Annotated in this window: 20 protein-coding genes; 16 read left to right on the top strand and 4 right to left on the bottom strand. The window is 67.5% G+C overall.

Going from position 1 to position 22,850, the window contains the following annotated elements; genetic code table 11:
• Nucleotides 1–10: 10 nt before the first annotated feature.
• The 4 genes from B5F40_RS06315 (at nucleotide 11) to B5F40_RS06300 (ending at nucleotide 5,132) form a co-directional block, all read left to right on the top strand.
• Complete coding sequence (locus B5F40_RS06315; RefSeq protein WP_009305540.1) at nucleotides 11–838, top strand: ParA family protein; 828 nt, start codon at nucleotides 11–13, stop codon at nucleotides 836–838.
• Nucleotides 792–1,730, top strand: coding sequence for a ParB/RepB/Spo0J family partition protein (locus tag B5F40_RS06310; RefSeq protein ID WP_009305539.1), 939 nt, complete (start codon nucleotides 792–794; stop codon nucleotides 1,728–1,730). Before B5F40_RS06315 ends, B5F40_RS06310 begins: the two co-directional genes overlap by 47 nt.
• 225 nt (nucleotides 1,731–1,955) lie before the next feature.
• Complete coding sequence (locus B5F40_RS06305) at nucleotides 1,956–2,747, top strand: class B sortase (RefSeq protein ID WP_009305538.1); 792 nt, start codon at nucleotides 1,956–1,958, stop codon at nucleotides 2,745–2,747.
• Between the two features lie 93 nt (nucleotides 2,748–2,840).
• Nucleotides 2,841–5,132, top strand: coding sequence for a SpaA isopeptide-forming pilin-related protein (locus B5F40_RS06300; protein ID WP_009305537.1), 2,292 nt, complete (start codon nucleotides 2,841–2,843; stop codon nucleotides 5,130–5,132).
• A gap of 51 nt (nucleotides 5,133–5,183) precedes the next feature.
• Here B5F40_RS06300 and B5F40_RS16400 read toward each other — a convergent pair whose 3' ends face one another.
• Together B5F40_RS16400 and B5F40_RS16945 are read right to left on the bottom strand one after the other, a co-directional pair.
• Nucleotides 5,184–5,321 (bottom strand): hypothetical protein, encoded by a 138-nt coding sequence (locus B5F40_RS16400; RefSeq protein WP_009608915.1) that lies wholly within the window; start codon nucleotides 5,319–5,321, stop codon nucleotides 5,184–5,186.
• Nucleotides 5,322–5,989: 668 nt separating this feature from the next.
• A complete protein-coding gene (locus B5F40_RS16945; protein WP_013981129.1) occupies nucleotides 5,990–6,184 on the bottom strand; it encodes a hypothetical protein in 195 nt (64 codons plus the stop codon).
• A 47-nt stretch (nucleotides 6,185–6,231) separates the two neighbouring features.
• On the opposite strand from B5F40_RS16945, the gene B5F40_RS16940 reads away from it, so the two are divergent.
• The 5 genes from B5F40_RS16940 to B5F40_RS06280 all read left to right on the top strand — a co-directional run bounded on the left by B5F40_RS16940 (nucleotide 6,232) and on the right by B5F40_RS06280 (nucleotide 14,123).
• Nucleotides 6,232–6,597, top strand: a complete 366-nt coding sequence (locus B5F40_RS16940; RefSeq protein WP_139912926.1) for a TnpV protein — start codon at nucleotides 6,232–6,234, stop codon at nucleotides 6,595–6,597.
• A complete protein-coding gene (locus B5F40_RS06295; RefSeq protein WP_224768026.1) occupies nucleotides 6,525–11,465 on the top strand; it encodes an N-6 DNA methylase in 4,941 nt (1,646 codons plus the stop codon). Before B5F40_RS16940 ends, B5F40_RS06295 begins: the two co-directional genes overlap by 73 nt.
• 113 nt (nucleotides 11,466–11,578) lie before the next feature.
• Entirely contained in the window at nucleotides 11,579–12,247 is a 669-nt protein-coding gene (locus B5F40_RS06290) for a DNA cytosine methyltransferase (RefSeq protein ID WP_173011775.1), read from the top strand.
• On the top strand, nucleotides 12,238–12,783 hold the full coding sequence (locus B5F40_RS06285) for a DNA N-6-adenine-methyltransferase (RefSeq protein WP_009305534.1): 546 nt from the start codon (nucleotides 12,238–12,240) through the stop codon (nucleotides 12,781–12,783). Before B5F40_RS06290 ends, B5F40_RS06285 begins: the two co-directional genes overlap by 10 nt.
• The gene (locus tag B5F40_RS06280) at nucleotides 12,780–14,123 is read left to right on the top strand and encodes a DNA cytosine methyltransferase (RefSeq protein WP_009305533.1); all 1,344 of its coding nucleotides are present in this window, start codon (nucleotides 12,780–12,782) and stop codon (nucleotides 14,121–14,123) included. The genes B5F40_RS06285 and B5F40_RS06280 overlap by 4 nt, the downstream gene beginning before the upstream one ends.
• Here B5F40_RS06280 and B5F40_RS06275 read toward each other — a convergent pair.
• Both B5F40_RS06275 and B5F40_RS06270 read right to left on the bottom strand, forming a co-directional pair.
• Nucleotides 14,086–14,997 (bottom strand): DUF4238 domain-containing protein, encoded by a 912-nt coding sequence (locus B5F40_RS06275; RefSeq protein WP_013981126.1) that lies wholly within the window; start codon nucleotides 14,995–14,997, stop codon nucleotides 14,086–14,088. The genes B5F40_RS06280 and B5F40_RS06275 overlap by 38 nt on opposite strands.
• A gap of 181 nt (nucleotides 14,998–15,178) precedes the next feature.
• On the bottom strand, nucleotides 15,179–16,201 hold the full coding sequence (locus B5F40_RS06270) for an Abi family protein (protein WP_009305531.1): 1,023 nt from the start codon (nucleotides 16,199–16,201) through the stop codon (nucleotides 15,179–15,181).
• Nucleotides 16,202–16,339: 138 nt separating this feature from the next.
• Between B5F40_RS06270 and B5F40_RS06265 the strand changes: the two genes are divergently transcribed.
• From B5F40_RS06265 to B5F40_RS06235, 7 genes are all read left to right on the top strand, one after another.
• Nucleotides 16,340–17,308 carry a toprim domain-containing protein gene (locus B5F40_RS06265; protein ID WP_009305530.1) on the top strand — a complete coding sequence of 323 codons (969 nt, stop codon included), beginning with the start codon at nucleotides 16,340–16,342 and terminating at the stop codon, nucleotides 17,306–17,308.
• 134 nt (nucleotides 17,309–17,442) lie between these two features.
• Nucleotides 17,443–17,772 carry a MobC family plasmid mobilization relaxosome protein gene (locus B5F40_RS06260; protein WP_009305529.1) on the top strand — a complete coding sequence of 110 codons (330 nt, stop codon included), beginning with the start codon at nucleotides 17,443–17,445 and terminating at the stop codon, nucleotides 17,770–17,772.
• A gap of 1 nt (nucleotide 17,773) precedes the next feature.
• A complete protein-coding gene (locus tag B5F40_RS06255) occupies nucleotides 17,774–19,120 on the top strand; it encodes a relaxase/mobilization nuclease domain-containing protein (protein WP_009305528.1) in 1,347 nt (448 codons plus the stop codon).
• Nucleotides 19,095–19,820 carry a PcfB family protein gene (locus B5F40_RS06250; protein WP_009305527.1) on the top strand — a complete coding sequence of 242 codons (726 nt, stop codon included), beginning with the start codon at nucleotides 19,095–19,097 and terminating at the stop codon, nucleotides 19,818–19,820. Before B5F40_RS06255 ends, B5F40_RS06250 begins: the two co-directional genes overlap by 26 nt.
• 3 nt (nucleotides 19,821–19,823) lie before the next feature.
• A complete protein-coding gene (locus B5F40_RS06245) occupies nucleotides 19,824–20,690 on the top strand; it encodes an ArdC-like ssDNA-binding domain-containing protein (protein WP_009305526.1) in 867 nt (288 codons plus the stop codon).
• The gene (locus tag B5F40_RS06240; RefSeq protein WP_009608917.1) at nucleotides 20,687–22,507 is read left to right on the top strand and encodes a VirD4-like conjugal transfer protein, CD1115 family; all 1,821 of its coding nucleotides are present in this window, start codon (nucleotides 20,687–20,689) and stop codon (nucleotides 22,505–22,507) included. Before B5F40_RS06245 ends, B5F40_RS06240 begins: the two co-directional genes overlap by 4 nt.
• Nucleotides 22,491–22,823, top strand: a complete 333-nt coding sequence (locus B5F40_RS06235) for a hypothetical protein (protein ID WP_009305525.1) — start codon at nucleotides 22,491–22,493, stop codon at nucleotides 22,821–22,823. Before B5F40_RS06240 ends, B5F40_RS06235 begins: the two co-directional genes overlap by 17 nt.
• Nucleotides 22,824–22,850: the final 27 nt, after the last annotated feature.

Below are 22,850 nucleotides of genomic sequence, written 5' to 3'. Positions count from 1 at the left end.
GAGACCGCCTATGAGCAGGTGCAAAGTCGTAGCGATAGCAAATCAGAAAGGCGGCACGGGCAAGACGACCACCGCCGCAAGCCTCGGCGTGGCGCTCGCCATGAGCGGGAAGCGCGTTCTGCTAATAGATGCCGACCCGCAGGGCGACCTCACCGCATCGCTCGGCTGGCGCAATCCCGACGAGCTGGAAACCACGTTGGCGACCCATTTGGAGGCGGTCGCCCGCGACGAGCCGCTGGAACCCGATGCCGGGATATTGAAGCACCCCGAGGGCGTTGACCTGATGCCCGCGAACATCGAGCTGTCGGGCACAGAGGTGGCGCTCGTCACCGCCATGAACCGCGAGCGAACGCTCAAAGCATGGCTCGACGAGGCCAAGCGCGGCTACGACTACGCCCTCATAGACTGCATGCCGTCCCTCGGCATGCTCGCCGTCAACGCGTTGGCCGCCGCCGATTCCGTCATCGTGCCCGTGCAGGCGCAGTATCTTCCCGCGAAGGGCATGACCCAGCTCGTCAAGACGATAGGGCGCGTGAAGCGGCAGATCAACCCACACTTGGAAATCGAGGGCGTGCTGCTGACGCTCGTTGACGGCAGGACGAACCTCGCCAAGCAGATCGAGGCCTCGCTGCGCGAAGGCTACGGGAAGACGCTGCGCGTGTTCGGCGCCACCGTGCCCTTGGCGGTGAGGGCTGCGGAGACGAGCGCCTACGGAAAGAGCATCTTCCAACACGACGCGAAAAGCCCCGTCGCGGCGGCCTACGCGAAGCTGGCGGAGGAGGTGCTCGAAGATGCCCAGAGAAAGCGCGATACCCATCGACCTGCCGTCGCTCGATGACCTGTTCACCACGCAGGCCGAGCGCGACGAGGTGGGCTGCGAGAAAGTGGGGGTCATCCCCCTCTACATGATAGATCCCTTCCCGGACCATCCCTTCCGCGTCGATGACGACGCCTTGCGCGACATGGCCGAGAGCGTTTCCAGATTCGGCGTGCTCGTGCCCGCGCTCGTGAGGCCGAAGGAGAACGGGCGCTACGAGATGGTGAGCGGCCACAGGCGCAAGCGCGCCGCCGAGATGGCGGGGCTGGAGGCCCTTCCCGCCGTGGTTCGGGAGATGACCTACGACGAGGCGGTCATCGCGATGGTGGACGCGAACATCCAGCGCGAGAACGTGTTGCCGAGCGAGAAAGCGTTCGCCTACAAGATGAAAATCGACGCTCTGAGCCGGCAGGGGTACCGCTCCGACTTGACTTGTGCCCCAGTGGGGCACAAGTTGGCCAACGCACGCTCGCGCGACATTGTGGCGGAACAATCGGGGGAGAGCAAAAGCCAAGTACAGCGCTACGTCCGCCTCACGCACCTCAACCCCGATCTGCTCGACATGGTGGACGGCGGGTCGATGGCCATGCGCCCCGCCGTGGAGATCAGCTATCTGTCCGAAAGGGAGCAGGACGACCTGCTCGACGCCATGGGGATGGAGGCGTGCACGCCGTCCCACGCCCAGGCGATCAGGATGCGCAGGCTCTCGGAGCAGGGCGCGCTGTCGCGAGAAGCCATGGCGTCCATCATGGGCGAGCGCAAACCCAACCAGGTGGAACAGTTCCGCATCCCCCGCGAGAAGATAGAGCGTTTCTTCAAGCCCGGCACGAGCAGGGAGGCCGTGGAGGCCCGCATAGTCAAGGCGCTCGAGCTCTTAGAGCGCCACGAGAGGAAGCGCGCCCGCGAGCGCTGAGGCCCACCGACAGGCCAAGGGGGACGTGCGCCCTGATCCAGCATATGTTGCAACCAGGGCGTTTTCCGGGTTTCCCCCTCCCCACACCCCACCCCCTTCCGGGGATTACCAGCCGAAGAAGGGGATGGCAACCAACCTTGCCGGAAATAAAACCTCATACCGGAGAGAAACGAAAACCGAAGGCGGCTCTGCGGGGCCGCCTTCGGTTTTGGAAGGGGGCAGCCAATGAGCGAAGCCGACCACAAGCGACCGAGGCGGAGGGCGGCGGGCTGGCTTCTCGCCGGGATCCTGCTGCTCGCCCTCTGCGGGGCGATGGCCGCCTTCCAGGCATCGACCGCCGGAAGCGCCGCGTCGGTGGTGCCCAACCCCAGGGGGCAGCCGTTCGGAAGCCTGTCAGCGGCAGCGGTTTCCGCAATGGCTTCGAACGAATCGCCCACCGCGGCAGATGCCGAAGGGGTCGATTGGGATTACTGGCGGGTTGTGAACCCCGCGATCGTCGCGTGGGTGAGCGTCGATGGCACCGCCATCGACTACGCCGTCGTGCAGGCGCCGGGCGGCGACCCCGATTACTACCTGAGCCACGACATCTACCGCTCGTGGAACCCCTACGGATGCCCCTACGTGGACGCGGCGTGCGACGGCGTGGGCGGCATGAGCGCGGTGGTGTTCGGTCACAACATGGGCGGCGGATTCGTGGCGATGTTCGCTGACTTCGCGCGCTACTCGGACGAGGCGTTCGCGCGCTCGCATCCGACCATCGAGCTGCAAACTCCCAACGGGGCCATGGAGCTTTCCGTGTCGGCGGTGGACGTGATCGACGGCAGCGAAAACGCCAAGCGGACGGACTTCTCATCCGCCGACGAGATGCGCGCCTGGTACGCGCAACGCTTCGAGGAGTGCGACGTGCGCATATCGAACGACGAAAACGCTTCGCAGCTGTTCACGTTCGTGACCTGCTCGTACACGACCTACGCGAACGAGAGGACGCTCGTGTACGCGCAGCCCGCGGAAAGCTGACGGCCTCAAAGCGAGAGAAGGGAGCACGGAATGTAAGGGCGATCCGAACGTCCGGCACGCAAACGCAGAAAACGACAACGCAAGGAGAAGAACATGAAAGCACAGGCAACCAACGGCCGCGCTGCGGGCAAGATAATCCGCTGCATGCTCGCGGCCCTCCTCGTCGCGGCGGCGGTGTTCGCGGGGCTTCCTTCGCGCAGCCAAGCGGCATACGCGGCAGACGGCTCGCTCAGCGACGCCACTTGGGAGGAAGTGAAAGGCGGCATAGAAGACCTGATGGGCACGCCCTACGTCTGGGGAGGCAAAGGCACCTCGGGCTGGGATTGCTCGGGGTTCGTCGGCTGGGTCATCGCCAACGTCTACGGGCTGAGCTGGCCCGGCGGAAGCCCCGGCAACTGCGGAACGGACGCCATCGCGGCGTTCTGCGCCGCGCACGAGACGTTCCGCGGCTCGTCGGCGGATGACTACAACGCCGCGTTCGCGGCGGGAACCGTGAAGCCGGGCGACGTCATCGTGTTCTCCAACGCGTCGGGTGCCACCGTGCACTGCGCCATCGCGGGCGAAGGCGCAACGGTCTATCACGCATGGAGCGAACACTTCGGCACCTGCAACGTGCGATTCGACTACATGTGGGGCATCGACGGCGGGCACGGCAAGACCTACGCCAGCTTCGCCGTGTACAGGGGGCTGTCCGAGGGCGGCTTCGTCACGCTCGACAAGACGAGCGCCGATGCGTCGGTGACGGCCGGCAACGGCGAGTACACGCTCGCCGGCGCGGTCTACGGCGTCTACCAGGGCGGAAGCCTCGTGGCGCAGTTCACCACCGACGAGAGCGGCCACGGGCAGACCTCCGAGAAGCTGCCCAACGGCGACTACGTCGTGCGCGAGATCAGCGCGCCAGCGGGCTACGCGCTTTCCCAGGAGGAGTTCCACGTGACGGTCGCCGGCGGCAACGTTCACGTGAACGCGCAAGACGCCCCCGTCACGGTGAATCTCACGCTCATCAAGAAAGACGCCGAAACCTTGCTGCCCGAGCCACAGGGAGCCGCATCTCTCGACGGCGCGGAGTACGAGGCCACCTACCTTCACGGCGGCGAATACGTGACCGCGAAGGGCGTCGTGGAGAACTCGAAGCTGGCTTTCGAGGGCATCCCCCTCGGCACCGTGACCATCAAGGAGACGAAAGCGCCCGCCGGCTACCTGCCCGACCCCGAGGCCCACGAGATAACCGTCACAGCGGACATGGCGGGCAGCGAATCGCCCGTTTTCGAACACGAGGTGGCCGACGAGCTCACTGAGCAGGTCATCCGAGGCGACTTGAAACTCGTGAAGGTCGGCGAGGGCGACCAAGGCCGCATGGCCGGCGTGCCGTTCCTCGTCACCAGCGCCACCACTGGAGAAAGCCACACCATCGTCACCGACGCCAACGGCTGCGCATCCACCGCCGCGTCGTGGAACCCCCACACCGCCGACACCAACGGCGGCACGGCGGAGTCCGGCGTGTGGTTCGGCGGCGGGGAGCCCGACGACGCCTTGGGCGCGCTGCCGTATGACGCCTACATCGTGGAAGAGCAGCCCTGCGAGGCGAACGCCGACCGGGAACTCATCCCCGCGTTCGAGGTGAGCGTGTACCGAGACGGCGCGACCATCGACCTCGGGACGCTGGTGAACTCGGACAAGCCGCACGTCTCCATCTCCAAAGCCGACATCGTGACGGGCGAGGAGCTTCCGGGCGCCACGCTCCAAGTGACCGACGCCGAAGGCAACGTGGTGGACGAATGGGTGTCCGGGGAAGAGCCGCACGAGATCGTGCTCGACGAGGGCTCCTACACCCTGCGCGAGGAGATCGCCCCCGAGGGCTACCTGGTCGCAAACAGCGTGGATTTCGAGGTGGTGTCCGGCCAGGTTTCCCAGAAGGTGACCATGGAGGACGACTTCACCAAGGTCGATGCCGAGAAGGTGGACGCGGAAACGGGCGCGCCGCTTTCCGGGGCGGCCATGCAGGTGCTCGACGCCGAGGGCGCCGTGGTGGAGGAGTGGGTTTCCGCCGAAGAGCCCCACCGCATAGAGAAGCTCGCGCCGGGAACGTACACCTTGCACGAGGAAAGCGCGCCCGAGGGCTATGAGCTGGCGGAGGACGTTGAATTCGAGGTCGAGGCCACGGGCGACGTTCAGACAGTGACCATGGAGGACGAGGCGACCCCTGCGCCCGCAGTCGAAGGGGGCGAGCCCTTCGACAAGACCGGCGTGAACCTCGCGCCCTTGGCCGCCGTCTCGGCCGCCATCGCGGCGGCCGGCTTCGGATGCCTTGCCGTCGCTATGAAGCGGTGCCGCGAGAAGGACGCCGAAGAACTCGGCGAGCGCGAAATCCCCGAGATCCGATGAGAACGCGCGCGGCGGGCGGGCGGCCCGCGAGGGCCATTCGCCACCTGCCGGCTAGCGGTAGATGGAATACCCGGAGGTCGCGCTGTCGAGAGCCGAGAAAACGCCGAAAACGACGAGGCAAACGTAGGCGGCAGCCGCCAGAGCGAAAACGGCGGCCACCAGCCTGAGCAGGGCGAGCAGCTTCCTCATGAAAAACTCCCGTCTATTGGAGGATTTGGCCGATTCTAACCAAGGGGCCCGCGGGAAATCACGCCTGCGAGCGAACCTACGAAGCTTCCGAGGAGGTGACGCGTGGCGAGCACGTACCGGACCATTGAAGAACTCTACCGAACGACCCTCGTCGCTTTGAGCGAAAGCCCCGAGGCGTGGAAGGCGTTCCTCGAATCGGCGGGCCGCAACTACAAGCTGCCCTTCCCGGAGCAGGCGCTCGTCCACGCGCAGCGCCCGGACGCCAAGGCGGTGTTGGAATTGGAGCGCTGGGATGCCCTGTTCGGCCGGCGGGTGAAGCGCGGATCAGTCGGAATCGCCGTGTTCGGAGCCCCGGGAACGGGGCGGTTGCGCTACTACTTCGACGTGTCGGACACGGCGCCCGGGCGCGCCGCCCGCCCGCTGCCGCTTTGGGCTGGCGGCCCGGAGCAGGAGGCGGCCATCGTCGGCGCCCTCCATGAATCCTTCGGGGCTGATGCCAGGAAAGGCACCATCGAGGCCATCGCCGAGGCGGCGAGCGCCGCCGTACGCGAAAACGCGGAATCGGCCGTCGCGGCCATCGGGGAAGCGCGCGGCGGAAGCGGCCTGGAACGCCTCGAAGCCCCCGAGGCCGGGGATCTGCTTCTGGAGCTCGCGGCGGCATCTGCCGCCTACGAGGCGGCGTCGCGCTGCGGCATCGAAGGCGGCGCGCTCATCACGCCGCGCGCGGCGGACGCCCTGCCGATGTTCGGCACGGTCCGGGCGATGAACGCGCTCGGCTGCCGCACGGCAAGCGCCGCCGCAGCCGTCCTGCGCACGATAGCCCCCGCGATGCGGGAAAGAGCCCCGGAAGCATCCCATCGCACGTTTGCGCCCTTGGCCGCCGCCGTCCATAATCCGGCAAAAGAGCCCGATGAAAGGAGAGGCGATGGAGATGGCGTACAGGGAGGGCGGTGGTCTTCTGCTGCCGACCCTGGCAACGGAAGAGGAAGCGGCGGCGAACCTGGGGCCGTTCGCGCTGATGAGGGACGAATACCTGAGATCGAGCAAGCCCGAGCTGCGGGCGGACCTGCTGGCGCAGGGGGCGCTGGCGAGGCACCTGGCCGAGACGGAAGCCCTCGCGGAGGCGATGGCGGACGACCTGGCGGCCCGCGTGGCGAAGAGCAGGGGGTTGGACGAAGCGGCGAAGGTGGCGGATCCGGCAGCGTGGGCGGCGAAGATGGCCGAGGCGGCGGCAGCGGCCCGCGAAGCGGCGGCGATGAAGGTCGTGTACGCCTAGAAAAGCAGCGCGGCCAAGAGAAAACCAAGACAAGCCGAAGGGAGGCGGGCGACAAGCCCGCCTCCCGCCGTTCCGAGGCAAAGCCGCCCGAACGGGGCCAGCTGGCTTTCTCGTTCGACGATGGGGCAAATGAGTATCCCGAACAGCTCGCCACCCCGCTCGGGCGGCTGCGCGGCAACATCGCGGCCATCGAAGCGCTCGTCGCCGTCGAGGGGGAAGGCCGCCCGCCCGACGCCGCAGAGCGCGAAGCGCTCGCGCGCTACGTGGGCTGGGGCGGCCTCGCCGACGCGTTCGACGAGGAATCGGGGAAATGGGCGCACGAGAAGGCCCGGCTGCGCCAGCTGCTCTCCGACGGGGAGTACGCGGCGGCGCGCGCCTCCACGCTCACGGCGTTCTACACCCCGCAGGAGATCGCGCGCCCCATATGGGAGGCCATCCGGGGCATGGGGCTTTCGGGCGGCAGGGTGCTGGAGCCGTCATGCGGCACGGGCGCGTTCTTCGCCGCCATGCCGGAGGCGCTTGCGGGCTGCCGCCTCGTCGGCGTGGAGCTCGACGGCCTGACCGCGCGCATCGCCCGCGCCCTCCATCCGTCCGCGGAGATCATCCACGGCGGCTTCGAGCACGCAGACCTCGACGACGAATCGTTCGACGTCGCGGTGGGAAACGTGCCCTTCGGCAGCTACCAGGTCGACGATCCCCGCCATCGGGACGAGGGGCTGCTCGTGCACGATTGGTTCTTCGCGAGGGCGCTCGACTTGGTGAGGCCGGGAGGCATCGTGGCTTTCGTCACGTCCAAAGGCACGCTCGACAAGAAGAATCCCGCCGCCCGCAGAAGGATCGCCGAGCGCGCCGAGCTCGTGGGAGCGGTCCGCCTGCCCAACACGGCCTTCTCGCCGCATGCCGAAGTCACGGCGGACGTGGTCATCCTCCAGAAGCGCGAGCGCGCCGAGGTCTGCGAGCCCGAATGGGCGCACACCGAGCGCGTCGAGGCGGGCATCGACGTGAACTCCTACTTCGCATCCCACCCCGACATGGTGCTCGGCGAGCTCGCCGCGACGACGAACGCCTACGGGCGGGCGGACTCCGAATGCAGGCCGAAGCCCGGCACCGACTTGGAAGAAGCGCTGCGCGAAGCCCTCGGCAAGATGACCGCCCGCATCCCCGAATGGGATGCGCCCGAAAGCGAGCCCGGCGACGCCATCCCCGCAGACCCGGACGTGCGCGACTGGTCCTACGCCGAATCTGGCGGCGCCCTCTACTTCCGCATGGGTCCCCTCATGCACCGGCAGAATCCCTCGAAGGCGGCCGCTGAGCGAATCGGGGGAATGATCCCCCTACGGGATTGCGCCCGACGGCTCATAACGCTCGAAAAGGACGGCGCGCCCGATGCGGAGGTGGAGGCTGAGCGCGCAAGGCTCAACGCGCTCTACGACGCCTACGCGGCGAAGCACGGCATCCTGAACTCGCGCGCGAACGCCGCCGCGCTCAAGCAGGATTCCTCCTACCCGCTGCTGTGCGCATTGGAGATCCTCGACGGCGAGGGGAACTTCGAGCGCAAGGCGGACATGTTCTCCAAGCGCACGATACGGCCCAACGCGCCCGTGACGCACGCCGACGACCCCCAGGCGGCGCTGGCTGCCTCGCTGTCTGAACGCGGACGGGTCGATCTGCCCTACATGGCGAGGTTGACCGGAATGGGGGAAAACGAACTGGCCGAAGCGCTGAAAGGCGCCATATTCCGCGTTCCCACGGCGACCGGAGAGCAGCCCGTCTGGCAGCCCGCCGACGAATACCTCTCCGGCAACGTGCGGGCGAAGCTGCGCATCGCCGAGCTGACGGCCGCGTCCGACCCCTCGTACATTCCCAATATCGAGGCGCTGCGCTGCGCCCAGCCGCCCGATTTGGGGGCGGCCGAGATAAGCGTGCGCCTCGGAGCGACGTGGATCCCCGCCGACGACGTGCGTGAGTTCGTGCTCCACCTGCTCGACCCGCCCTACTGGGTCCGCGAACAGGTGGCCGTGAGGTATTCCGCCGCCACGGCGCAGTGGCGCATCGAGGGCAAGGGCCGCGACGGCTCGAACGTGCGCGCGCTGTCGACCTACGGCACGCGCCGCATGAGCGCCTACCACATCATCGAGGAGACGCTCAACCTCAAGGACGCGCGCGTGGTCGATTACGTCGAGGACGAAAACGGCAAGAAGAAACCCGTCCTCAACAAGAAGGAGACGGCGGTGGCGCTCGCCAAGCAGGAGGCCATCAAGGCGGCCTTCAAGGAGTGGGTGTTCTCAGACCAGGCGCGCAGGGAGAGGCTGGTCGCCGCCTACAACGAGCGGTTCAACGCCATCCGCCCGCGCGAGTTCGACGGCTCGCACCTGGCGTTTCCCGGCATGAACCCCGAGATAGAGCTGAGGCCGCACCAGAGAAACGCCGTCGCCCGCATCCTCTACGGGAAAAACGCGCTTCTCGCCCACGAGGTGGGAGCGGGCAAGACATTCACCATGGCGGCGGCCGCCATGGAATTGCGGCGCATAGGGCTTTGCTCCAAGCCCCTGTTCGTCGTGCCGAACCACCTCACGGGGCAGTGGGCGTCGGAATGGCTGAGGCTCTACCCCGCCGCCAATTTGCTGGTGGCCACCAAGCGCGACTTCGAGCGGCGCAACCGCAGGCGCTTCTGCGCCCGCATCGCCTCGGGGGACTGGGACGGCGTGATCATGGGGCACACCCAGTTCGAGAAGATACCCGTATCGGTGGAGCGTCAGCGAGCGTTCATAGAGAGCCAGATCGCCGAGCTCTCCGACGGCATAGCCGAGATCAAGGCGCAGCACGGCGAACGGTTCAGCGTGAAGCAGATGGAGATCACGAAGAAGCGCCTGAACGTGAGACTCGCCAAGTTCGCTGACCAAACCGACAAGGACGACGTGCTCACGTTCGAGGAGCTCGGCGTCGACCGGATCTTCGTGGACGAGGCCCACTACTACAAGAACCTGTTCTTCCACACCAAGATGCGAAACGTCAGCGGCATCGCCCAGAGCGAGGCCATGAAGTCTTCCGACCTGTTCATGAAGTGCCGCATCCTCGACGAGCAGACCGGCGGACGCGGCACGGTGTTCGCCACGGGCACGCCGGTGTCCAACTCGATGGCGGAGCTCTACACCATGCAGCGCTACCTGCAATACGGCGAGCTGGAGCGCTTGGGGTTTTCCCACTTCGACTGCTGGGCGTCCACGTTCGGCGAGACAGTGACGGCATTGGAGCTGGCCCCCGAAGGCACGGGCTATCGGCAGAAAACGCGCTTCTCGCGCTTCTATAACCTACCCGAGCTCATGTCCATGTTCAAACAGGTCGCCGACGTGCAGACGGCGGACACGCTGGCGCTTCCCACGCCCAAGGTGCATCTGCGCAACGTGGCGGTGCAGCCCTCCCCCGTCCAGCGCGAGCTGGTGGCGGGGCTCGCCGAGCGCGCCGAGGCGGTGAGGGCGGGCAGTGTGCCCGCCGAGAAGGACAACATGCTCCTCATCACCAACGACGGCCGCAAGATAGCCCTCGACCAACGCCTCGCCGACCCCGCGCTGCCCGACTTCGAGGGCAGCAAGGTGAACGCTTGCTGCGAGAACGTGCTACGCATATGGCGCGACGGCGCCGAGGAAAGGCTCACCCAGCTCGTGTTCTGCGACCTCTCCACCCCGAAGGGCGACGGGTCCTTCAACGTGTACGACGATCTGCGCCGCAAGCTCGTGGCGCGCGGCGTGCCCGAGGGCGAGGTGGCGTTCATCCACGACACCGACACCGAGGCGAAGAAGCTCGCCCTCTTCGGGAAGGTGAACGCCGGAGCCGTGCGCATCCTCATGGGGTCCACGCAGAAGATGGGCGCGGGCACCAACGTGCAGCGCAGGCTCGCCGCCATCCACGACCTCGACTGCCCGTGGCGCCCCGCCGACCTCCAGCAGCGCCTCGGGCGCATCGAGCGCCAGGGCAACATGAATGCCGAGGTGGAGGCGTACCGCTACGTCACCGAAGGCACCTTCGACGCGTACCTCTACCAGCTCGTAGAGGGAAAGCAGCGATTCATAGCGCAGGTCATGACCTCGAAGTCGCCCGTTCGCACAGCCGCCGACGTTGACGAGGCGGCGCTTTCCTACGCCGAGCTCAAAGCGCTCGCCACGGGAAACCCGCTCGTCAAGGAGCGCATGGGCCTCGATGTCGAGGTGTCCCGCCTGCGGATGCTGAAGGCCGACCACCTAGCGCAGAAGTACGCGCTGGAGGACAAGGCCGCCAAGGACTACCCGCAGCGCATGGCGTCGCTGTCGGCGCGCCTCGAATCGCTGGAGGCCGATGTCGCGAAGGCAAGGGCGAACCCGCCGCCGACGAAGGAGGCATTTTCGATGGAAGTGCGCGGCACCGCCTTCCGGGAGCGTGCGGCGGCAGGCGAGGCGGTGCTCGCGGCGCGCGGCGAGATGACCGAGACGGGGGCCATGCCGCTCGGGTCGTACCGGGGGTTCTCCCTGGAGTTGACGTTCGACCGCATGAGCGCGGCGTTCGAGATGCGCATCGTCGGCGAAGCCGAGCACAAATGCGAGCTGGGCGGTGATGCGGCAGGCGCCGTGACGAGGCTGGACAACGCCATCGCCAAGATGGGCGCGGAGGCTGACGAGTGCCGCGCGCGCCTCGAAGAAGCCCGCAGGCAGATGGAGGCTGCGCGCACCGAGGCCACCAAACCTTTTCCCCACGAAGGCGAGCTGAAAGAGAAGTCCGCCCGCCTCGCGGAGCTCGACGCCCTGCTCGACGTGGGAAAAAGCGGCCCCGAGCAGCTGTGCGACGACGGTCATGAGCCGGAACGTGCCGAAAAGAAAAAGGAGTTCGAACGGTGAGGGCGCACACCGCGCCGCGCGAGATGCGCCTCATCGCCGGCAAACCGGAATCGGTCGATGGAGCGCCTTGGCGGCAACGCCGGGGCATTCCTTTTCGCGAAGGGGGAATGTTTATGAAAGTGCTCGAACTGTTCAGCGGAACGCGCTCCATCGGCGAGGCGTTCGAAAAGCGGGGCCACGAGGTGTTCTCGGTGGAGTGGGACGAATCGCTGCCCGCCGACCTCCACGCCGACATCGAGTTCCTGAAAGCGCCGGACGTCCTGCGCGCATTCGGCCGGCCCGACGTGGTGTGGGCGTCGCCGGACTGCGCCACGTTCTCCATGGCGGGCATATCGCGCCACAGGCGCAAGAACGCCAACACCGGCAACCTGGACCCCGTGAGCGACTACGCGCTCAAATGCGACCGGGTGGATCTGGCGATGCTCCGCCTCATCCGCGATCTGAGGCCGGCGCTCTACTTCATAGAGAACCCGCGCGCGGGCCTGCGCAAGCAGGACATGATGGCGGTCATCCCCCGCCACACCGTCACCTACTGCCAATACGGCGCGAGGGCCATGAAGCCGACCGACATATTCACGAACGCCTCCGACCCGCGATTCTGCCCGCCGTGCCGCAACGGGGCGCCCTGCCACGAGTCGGCGCCGCGCGGGTCGAAGTCCGGCACGCAGGGCCTGGCGAACGCGCGCGAGCGCGGGCGCATCCCCGAGAGGCTGTGCCTGCACATCGTTGACGTGTGCGAGCGCGAGGTGCCCATCCGAAAGGCGGCGGGGCTATGCCGGTGAAAAGCGCGGCAGCAGCGCCGCCAGGCGGCTTCACCGGCGCCGGCGGGGCGGCCTTCTCGTCGGCGCGCGACGACTGGGAGACCCCCGCGTGGCTGTTCTCGGCGCTCGATTCCGAGTTCCACTTCACCCTTGACGCGGCGAGCTCGGACGCCAACGCCAAATGCGAAAGGCACCTCACCAAACGAGACGACGGGCTCGCGGCTGACTGGGGCGGCGAGAGAGTGTGGGTGAATCCGCCCTACGGCCGGGGCGTCGGGGCATGGGCGCGCAAGGCGGCAATCGAGGGCGCCAAGCCGCGCACGACGGTCGCGCTGCTGGTGGCGGCGCGCACGGACACCGAGTGGTTCCTCCGTTACATCCTCGGCCATGCAGAGATAAGGCTCGTTCGCGGCCGCATCAGGTTCGAGCTCGCCGGCGTCGCTCAGGGCCCCGCGCCCTTTCCGAGCATGGTCGCCGTGTTCGGGGAGGGCGCCGCCCCCGGCAAGGTGTCGTCAATAGCCAACGCCGCAGCGCGCGGCGGGAAGGGGGCTTCGTGAGGTACGTGAGCCTTTTCTCAGGCATAGAGGCGGCGAGCTGCGCGTGGGGGCCGCTCGGCTGGGAGGCGGTCGCCTTCAGCGAGATCGACCCGTTCTGCAACGCGGTTCTCGCTACTCGCTTCCCGAGCGTGCCCAACCTGGGAGATATATCGAAGGTCGAGTGGAAGGAGATGCGTGGCGAGATCGACGTTGTCATCGGCGGAAGCCCGTGCCAGAGCTTTTCCGTCGCCGGAAAGAGAACGGGGCTCAAAGGCGAGTCGGGCCTCATGCTCGAATTTATTCGAGCTGTACGTGAGGTCATGCCGAGATGCTTTGTCTGGGAGAACGTCCCGGGAGCGCTCTCGAGCGAGAACGGGGAGGCTTTCCGATGCCTGCTCCGGGCGATGGATGAGGTCGGGTACGGTCTGGCATGGAGAATTCTGGACGCGCAATTCTTCGGCTTGGCCCAGCGACGCGAGCGTGTCTTTCTTGTCGGAGTGCTTGGAAGCGCCGCCCGTGCCTGCGAGGTACTATTTGAGCCCCACTGCATGCGCTGGGATCATCCGCCGGGCAAGGAGAAGAGGGCGCTCCTTGCCGCCGCAGCTGGAGGAGGCGCTCGAACGGCAGGCTTCAAGTACTCCGCCGCCCCCGCCAGCGGGTCGGTAGGCCACGCCGCCGAGCAATCGCCCACCCTCACGGCCGACTGGCACGCGCCCGCCGTCTACGGCATCGTTGGCAACTCCATAGGCCGAAAGCCTGAAAACGGGGGCAATGGCGCGGGCTTCTGCGACCCCGACGAGAAAGGCATGTACACCCTCACCGCCGCCGACCGCCACGCCGTGGCCCTGCCTGCGGGCGGGCCGCCGCGCGAGGCCCTGTGCCTCGCGTCCACCCATGCGAACGCGCACGTGGGCGACGGCCTGTGCGGGTGCCTCACGGCGAACGCCGCCAAGGGGCCGCCCATGGCGTGCCTTTCGGGGGACGCGGCCAACGCGGCGTGCGACGTGGACCTGGCGGGCACGCTGAAGGTGGGCGGCTCCCCGTCGTGCGTGGGCCCCGTCGCGGCGTTCGCCCAGAACACGCGCGACGAGGTGCGCTTCGTCGGCGGGTCGGGCAGCCACGTGGGCGCGCTCGCCGCGCATCCCGGCGTCAAGCAGGCGAGCCACGTCCTGCAGGGTCCGGCGGTCAGGCGGCTCACGCCGTTGGAGTGCGAGAGGCTGCAAGGCTTCCCGGACAACTGGACGAACGTGGAGTTCCGCGGCAAGCCGGCTCCGGACGGCCGTCGTTACAAAGCCCTCGGAAACGCCATGGCCGTCCCGGTCGTCAAATGGATCGGCGAGAGGGTGGAGAAGGCCGTTTAGCCTCGGCGAAAGAGCGGGCCTCTTCCAGGGTCCGCCTGTCCTTCGCTACGACGAAGCGGACGAAGTCCGCCTCGAAGTAGGCGGCGTTGAGCCTGACGACATCGCGCGCGCCGAGCAGCTCGCAACCTCCCATCCCCCGACGGGGGCCGGGGCCGTAGATGACGGCCGCATTCGGGCTGATAGGGCAGTACAGAGAGGAGAGGCGATCCCGCCCCCCTGTTTCCCGAACAACGGGGAGGACGGGGAAAGACGCGGTGGCGAACGAGGCGCACCCGGGCGCGCGCAGGACGATCCCCTCCATTTCGAGCAGCTCTCCTACGATGAGCCCTTGGTAGGACCCGTCGCCCGTATCTAGCAGCAGGCGGCGCGTGACGCCTTCCGCCGCCACCCCCTCGAACGCGCCCTCGTGCCCCAGAGCCCTCATAAGGTCGCGATACGGAGAGAGGTCTTCTTCCGAAGCCGACAACATAAGCTCATTCCGGAGGGGCTTGAACACGCTGGGATGGCGAGCAATCGCATTCGCCACAAAAGACGCGATGATTCTCGCGTCGTCATCGCCGACGCACGTGAACGGGGCGTTCGGCACGCACAGGGCCGCCACCCTTTTCAGGACGGGGGCAAAAGCGCTCTCCAGTTCGCAGAGGCCGTCCTCAGTGTAGTTCGGATAGACGAATTTCCCCTTGTACCAGTTGGGGTCGTTCGATAGGGATTCGTACAGGTACCTCTCCGCACAGAAATCGCCAACCGAGGGTGTAAATATTCCCCCCGACTCCTTATCTAGCGCGAACACCGTGTCGCCGCTCCCGCAAAACCCACGCAAGTAGAACTTCGGAACGTAATGCTGCTTCTTCTTTTTCGGCCCTTTTGTGTTCATGGAAGTCACCGCCAAACCGAGCTCCGCCGTCGGGCAAACGAGGGCGATCTGCCGGACGTCGGTTCGGAAGACGCAGTTGAAGCGACGTGAGAGCCAACCAAGCCCAAAAAACTAGAGCCAATCCCAGCGGGATTGGCCCATACAAAACCCGAAGGTTTTTGAATCTGAGGTTATGGTGCCATCAGCCGAGCGCCTTGTCAATGAGATTCGCCAGAAACCTCAGGTACGACACGAACCCGTTCTGGACGCCGTAGCTCTCGCACGTGCCGAGAAGACTCGCGCGCAGCCCTTCCAGCAGCGCCGTCGAACGGGGACAGAGCGCCGGCCCTCCCAATCGGTCGAACATCACGAGCGTCTCGAGGAGCTGCTGCATACGACGGTTCCTTAACTTGGCGCGGCGCGTCTTGCTGTTGCCGACGCCTTTCTCGGCGAGCCAATCGTAGACCAGGCTGGAAAGCGCGTAATCGCACTCGTTGGAGCCGTCCATCCCGTTGACTATGCAGCTGCCGTGGGAACAGCAGTTCCTCACGGCCTTCACGCCCTTGAGGATGTAGTGCTCCTCCCGCATGACGGCGTCGTCCCATCGCTCGGAGCAGAACAGGCAGAAGGCCAGCGCCGTTCCGAACGTGACCACCTCCAAAAACGCCCATACGGGCATCGCGTCTCGGTAATGGCCGATGATGCGCCCGGTGTAAACGTCGCCGACGATGCCGGCGGACATGCGCGAGGAGAGATCCCGCTCGATGTAGCTGCGGTATCTCCTCTGTTGCGCCCTCATGAAATCGGCGACTATGCCGTAGCCGTCCTCGTCGTCGAGCCTGGAGGCGCGCGTCACCATGGAGGTCTTGGCCAGCCGCTCCACGTCTTGCGAGACAGCTAGGAACGCCTTGCGGAGCTCGTCGTCGAGCGCATCGAGAGCCAGCAGGTCGGCGAAGTCAAGCCTCACGTACTTCCCCCGGTCGTCGCCGGACGCGTGCTTCTGGAACAGCCTGCGGCATGACGCGAGGTGCACGAAGGTTCCCCGGCGGGCCAAAGCGTCCGCGGCTTGCTCCTCGCCGCATCGCTCGAACGAGACGCCTTTCGCCTTCAGAAGCGCAACCTGCTCCTCCGGGTTCAGCATCGGCTTGAGCCCCGTCACCTCGTGCGCGCCCTCCCCGATGCTCCATGCAGTGTATGTTTCACTCGGATTCACCATGCCCGCCATTCTACCCCTTTCAGCGTCTCTTGGGCACGCCGCGTTCCGCGCATCTCGAATCGGCATGGCGAAGCGAAGGCGAATGGGGGCACGCCGCGCCGCTCCGGCGGCCACAGGCAAATCCGAAGACAAGAAAAGGACGAAAACATGCCATACGTCGACCCTGAAATCATCGCTGAAGTGAAGCGGGTTGACCTGCTTACTTACCTGCAAGAGCGCGAACCCGACGAGCTGGTGCGCATTTCGCCCGGCGTCTACTGCACGAAGGAACACGACAGCCTTAAGATCTCCAACGGCAAGTGGTTCTGGTGGAGCCGGGATCTCGGCGGCAGGAGCGCGCTCGACTTCCTCGTCAAAGTGCGCGACATGGCCTTCCTCGACGCCGTGGAGCATCTGCGGGCCGACCGCCCTGCCGTTGCGAGAGCATCCCCGCCCGCGCATGCCGCCCCACCGGCGAGCGCGCCGCGCCCGGCGTTTCGCCTCCCACGCCGGTGCGCCGACGACGATGCGATGCGGTACCTCGAATCGCGCGGCATCTCGCGCAGCCTGCTGAAGGGCCTCGTGGATGCCGGAGACGTCTACGGCACCATGCGCGGCGGGGTCGCGTGCGCGGTGTTCGTCGGCAGGGACCGCACGGGCGTTCCGAGGTACGCGGCCTTGCGCTCGTGCGAGGGAGGCTTCAAGGGCGAGGCTCCCAGATCCGACAAGCGCTTCGCGTTCTCCCTGCAAAGCGTCCGAAACAACGGCGTGCTCCATGTTTTCGAGAGCGCCATAGACGCGCTTTCCTACGCGACCATCCTCGAGCACGAGGGCAAGCAGACGGCCAGCTTGGGGATGCTGTCCCTCGGCGGGGTGTCGGTCCCCCATGCGCGCAACGGAGCCCCGAAGCTGCCGCTCGCCCTCGCGCAGCATCTTGACGACCGCCCATACATCGCCTCGTTGGCCTTGCATCTCGACAACGACGAGGCGGGCAGGCGGGCCGCCCGCGAGATCGCGCGCGCAGCCGCTTCTCGCGGCGTGGCGGCGTCGATGGAGCCTCCCCCGGAGGGTAAGGACGTGAATGAGTTCCTCTTGGCCCGCCGCTCCAGAGGCCGAGCGCCCGACAGGGGAAGGTGATCTTTCTTTCGGCGGGTTGCGAAGTCCGCCGCCGAGGCGGCGGAAAACCGTCGCGTACCAGCAAGCAACGCCGAGCGCTGGCGCTCGGCAGACGCAGGGGGCACCCCCTGCAACCCCGCGAAGGGAGGCGGCGAATGGAAAGGCGCACGCGCAAGGCCACGGTGAGGCTCACGGAGGAAGAGCTGGCGCGGCTCAAAGAGGCGGCGCGCAGGGCGGGCTGGTCGCAGGAGGCGTACCTGCGCGCGCTCATAGGGGGCATCGACCCGAGGCCGAAGCCGCCGCCCGACTACCTGGCGATGACCCGCGAGCTGCACGCCATCGGGAACAACCTCAACCAGATCGCGCGCAAGGCCCACGCCCTCGGCACCGTGGACGCCGCCCGCTACGACGCCGAGGCGCGAAGGCTCGAAGCCGCGCTCCGCGAGATCGTGGCGGCGGTCAAAGAGCCGGGAAGGAGGCGATGAGGTGGCCGTCACGTCGATTTGGAAGGTCGAAGGGCGCCTGGCGCGCGTGCTCGGGTACGCCGGGAACCCGGACAAGGCCGAAGGCTCGCCCGACGAGTGGGAGCTCCAGGGCGTGGGCGCCGCCATCCTCTACGCCGCCGACCCCGGCAAGACTGAGCGGCAGCTGTACGTGACCGGCGTCAACTGCCTGCCCGCCACGGCGCTGGAAGAGATGAACGCGACCAAGCGCCAATACGGCAAGACGGGCGGCATCGTGGCCTTCCACGGATACCAGGCGTTCGCGCCCGGCGAGACCGACCCCGCCACGGCCCACGAGGTGGGCGTCGCCCTCGCCCAAGAGCTGTGGGGCGGCCGCTTCGAGGTTGTGGTGGCCACCCATCTGGACAAGGCCCACCTCCACAACCACTTCGTGGTCAACTCTGTGTCCTTCGCCGACGGCAGGCGCTTCCACCGAGACGCCGCCTGCTACCGCGCGATGCGCGAAGCGTCCGACGAACTGTGCCGGGAGCATGGTCTTTCGGTGGTGGAGAGCCCCGGGCGCGGCGGCGCGCGCCACCACGCCGAATGGCGCGCCGAGCGCGAGGGGCGCCCCACGTGGCGCTCGCTCGTGAAGGCCGACGTGGACGAGGCCGTAGGGCGTGCGGCGAGCATGCGCCAGTTCCACGCGAACCTGCGCGCGATGGGCTACGACGTGAAGGTGGGCAAGGACATATCGGTGCGCCCGCCCGGCAAGGAGCGTTTCGTGCGCCTGCGCCGCAATTTCGGGGACGCGTACTCGCAGGAGGGCATCGGCGCGCGCATCCTCGCCAACAGCCGCCAGCGCCTGCCCCTCGGCAGGCCGAGGCCCGCTCCCAAGGAGCGCCCGCCCGTGCCGAAGGGCACGCTCGTGAGCCTGTACCGCAGGTACATGGCGCTGCTCAACGGCGCGAAGAGGCAGAGGGCGCCAGGCGGGCGGGCGCATTTCCTGCTGCGCGAGGATCTGCGCGAACTCGAAGCCATATCGGGGGAGCTCGCGCTGCTCGCGCGCGAGGGGATAGAGACGCGATCCCAGCTGGCGGCATACGAAAGAGCCTTGGCCGACAAGTCCGAGGCGCTGCAGGCCGAACGCCGCGCGCTGCGCAACGAGGCGAGGCGCTCCAAGGCGGCGGGATCCCCCGCGCCCCCAAACCCCCGCATCGCCGAGATAGCGTCGGAGCTGCGGGGCGCAAGGCGCGAGGCGCGCGCCTGCGCGCGCATCCGGGCAAGAAGCGCCGAGCTGCCGGCCCGCATCGCGCAGATCGAGGGCGCCGAAGCGAACAGAGAGGAAAGGCAGGTGGAAGGTCATGGACGCATCGAGCGAGGCTGCTGAGCAGATCGTGAGGATGACGCTCGAGGGAACCGAGGTGGCGCTGCGCATCACGGGCGCCGGCGCGAAGAACGCGGCCGCCATGCTGCTGGCGGCCGCGGCGAGCAACGAGAAAACCAAGGGCAGGGCGCGGCTTTCGGCGATGCTCAAATCGGGCCGTGAGCTGCGCGTGTTCCCCATCCGCTTTGACGATCTGAAAGGGTTCGCGAAGGAGGCCCGACGCTACGGCATCGCATACGCCGTCGTGAAGCAGAAGGACGGCGAATCCGTCGATCTTCTGGTGCGGACCGAGGACGCGAGCAAGGTGAACCGCATCGCGGAGAGGCTCGGCCTGTGCCGCATGAGAGACGACGCCCGCGAAGCGCCCGAGCCGCGCGAGGGGAATCGGCACGATGGGCGCGCGCACGCCGCGCAGGCGCCGCGCGCACCCGAACAAGCTGCGGCGCTCCTCGATGATTTGCTGGCATCGCCGGGCGACAGCGACGCCTCCCCTTTAGCGCAAGCCCCGGCGGAAAGCCGTCCGTCAGGGCCTACATCCGCGAGAAAACGGCTCTCAGAAAAGGATGGTGAGGCAGCGCGCAAGCGCTGCGGCAGGCTGTCCGTGCGCGCGGAGATGCGCGCCATATCGGCGGCACGCGAAATGAGCGGCGAAGCGCATGCGACTCGCAAGCCCATGGCGCGCGCCCTGGAGAAAGGAAGGTAGAGCATGCAAGATATCTACCGGATGATGGAAGAACGCAGTAGCCGGGAATTCGCGCCGGAAGGCGAGTTCGACAAGCAAGCGTGGGCGGAGCGGAAGCAGAGCGAGCGCCAAGAGGCATTCGACCGCGCCGACGCCGCCGCGCTGCGCGCGAATTCGGATCCAGCGGCGCTGGAGACGTACATGCGGGTGGCGGCGCAGCTGCCCCACCATTCCGCCACGAACATCCTGCTCATAGCCGACCGCATACCGAACGCGACGCGCGTCGGCACGGCTGAGCATTGGCGCAGGCAGGGAGCGTCGGTGAGGCGCGGGCAGAAGGCGATCCCCATCATCGAACCCGTCAAGGAGTACGTGCGCGACGACGGCAGCATCGGCGTCTTGTACGACGTGCGCAAGGTGTTCGACGTGTCGCAGACCACCGCGCGGCCATGCCTGCCGCGCAGAGTGGACCCTCACGCCGCGCTCGCGGCGCTGGTCGCTCGCTCGCCGACGAGAATAGAGCCGGTTGACGACCTCGGCGGCGTCCCCGCCGAGTACGATCACGCCTCGGGGGCCATACGGGTGCAGCGAGGGCTCGATGAGCCGCAGCTGCTCTCGGCGCTGATAGTCGAGGCGGCGCATGCCAGCATGGCGCTCGGCCTCGATGCCTACGACAGGGAGACGCACGCCGCGAAGGCCGACCTCGCGGCGGGCATAGCCGCCCGCCGCCTGGGACTCGAATGTTCGGGAGCCGTCGCCGCGCCCGCGCCACCGGAAGCGAGCGCGCGCGAGGTGAGGGACGCCTTGGGCGAGATCGGCAAGGCCGCGCGCGACGTGTCGGAGCGCATGGCCCCGCCCGAAAGGCGGCGCGACAGGTCGGAGGGCAGATGAGGCCCCCGACGGCTGGCGAGGCGGCAGCCGCCGCGCTCGCCGCGCCGCTGGCGGCGTGGGCGGGGTTCGTCGCCGCCCCCGCCTTGGACGGCGGGGGGTCGCTCGCCTCGCTCATCGCGGCGTTCTCGGATCCCTTTTCGACGAAGCCCACGGCGGGCGGCGCGCGATGGGCGCTGCTGTTCCTGGTCCTGTATGCCGCCTGCGCGGCGGCGTGGCTGCTCACCCGGCGCAACCTGCGCCCCGGCGAGGAGCACGGCAGCGCCCGGTGGGGTGACGCCCGCCGCATCTGCCACCGCTACCGGGGGCGCGACCCCGCAGGCGACAAGCTGCTCACGCGCAATTTTCGCATGAGCTACGACACCCACGCCCACAGGCGCTCGATGAACACGCTCGTGGTGGGCGGCTCGGGCGCAGGCAAAACGCGCGGGTTCAGCCTGCCCAACGCCTGCCAGGCCAACACATCGATGGTGGTGCTCGACCCGAAGGGCGAGATCGTGCGCGCCGTGGGCGGGCTGCTCGAATCGAGGGGCTACGAGGTGCGCGTGCTCGACCTCGTGCGCATGGAGAGGTCCCACTGCTACAACCCGCTTTCCTACATCGAGTCGGACGCGGACGCGCAGCGGCTCAACACCAACCTGTTCAAGGCGACGACTCCCAAGGGCGCGCAGAGCCAGGATCCTTTCTGGGACACGGCCGCCGGGATGCTGCACCTGGCGCTTCTGCTTTACCTCGTGCACGAGGCACCGCCCGAGGAGCGCAACTACGCCACCCTCATGGAGATGCTGCGCGCCGGCGAGGTGCGCGAGGACGACGACGATTACGCCTCGGTGCTCGACGAGCTGTTCGACCGGCTGGAGATGAGGGACCCTGGCCACATCGCGCTCAAATACTACCGCAGCTACCGCTCCGGCTCGGCCAAGACGCTCAAATCCATCCAGGTGACGCTCGCCTCCAGGCTGGAGAAGTTCAACCTCGACGCCCTGGCGTCGCTCACCGCCACAGACGAGCTCGACCTGCCGTCGCTCGGGGAGCGCAAGGTGGCCCTGTTCGCAGTCATACCCGACAACGACACCAGTTTCAACTTCCTGGTGTCCGTCCTCTACACGCAGCTGTTCCAGCAGCTTTTCGCGCTCGCGGACGGAAAACACGGCGGGCAGCTGCCCGTGCACGTGCACTTCCTCATGGATGAGTTCGCCAACGTGAGCTTACCCAATGATTTTGAGAAGATACTCTCCACCATGCGCGGGCGCGGGGTGTCCGCGTCGATCATCATCCAGAACATGGCGCAGCTGCGGGCGCTGTTCGACAAGCAGTGGGAGTCCATCGTCGGCAACTGCGACGAGTTCCTGTACCTGGGCGGCAACGAGCAATCCACCCACAAGTACGTCAGCGAGCTTCTGGGCAAGGAGACCATCGACCTCGACACGCACGGCAGGACCACCGGGAGGGGCGGCAGCTGGTCCACCAACCAGCAGATCTCGGGGCGCGAGCTCATGACGCCCGACGAGGTGCGCATGCTCGACAACTCCCGCGCGCTGCTCTTCGTGCGCGGCGAGCGCCCCATCATCGACTTAAAGCTCGACATAGCGCGGCATCCCGCCGCGCGGCTCACCCCCGAGGGCGGCGCGCCGCCCTACGAGCACGGCGCCTGCCCGCTGGCAAGCGCCGCCGTGGCGCCCTACGAAGGCGTTGCCCCCGCGAGCGCGCAGGCCGCGCCTGCGGGCTGCGTCGTGCTCGACGGGGAGGAGGCCGAGGCAGCGCTCGCGGCGGAGGCGGCGGGCGGGAAAGGAGAACCAACGCATGAGAAAGACCACTGAGGGGAAGAAGGCCCGCCCCGCAGCCCGCGCGCGGCTCATGGCGGCAATCGCCGTCTGCGCCGCTTCGGCCTTGGCGCTGGAGCCGCCCGCCGCGTTCGCGGCGACCGACCCGATAGCGGCGGTGGACAACCTCTCCACGTTCATCTTCGGGCTCATCAGGAGCGTCGGGCTCATCCTGCTCGGCTTCGGCGTGGTGCAGGTGGGCATGTCGCTCAAGAGCCACGACCCGTCCCAGCGCGCCAACGGCTTCCTGACCCTGGCGGGCGGCGTGGTCATCACGTTCGCGAAGGAAATCTTGGATATCATCGTCGGATAGGCCCGTCGCGCGGGCCCCGAAAGGAGG

It is taken from the genome of Gordonibacter sp. An230 (assembly GCF_002159915.1).
Taxonomy (GTDB): Bacteria; Actinomycetota; Coriobacteriia; order Coriobacteriales; family Eggerthellaceae; genus Rubneribacter.
Note: the sequence above shows the minus strand (reverse complement) of the source record. Positions and strands in the feature narration are given on the sequence as shown.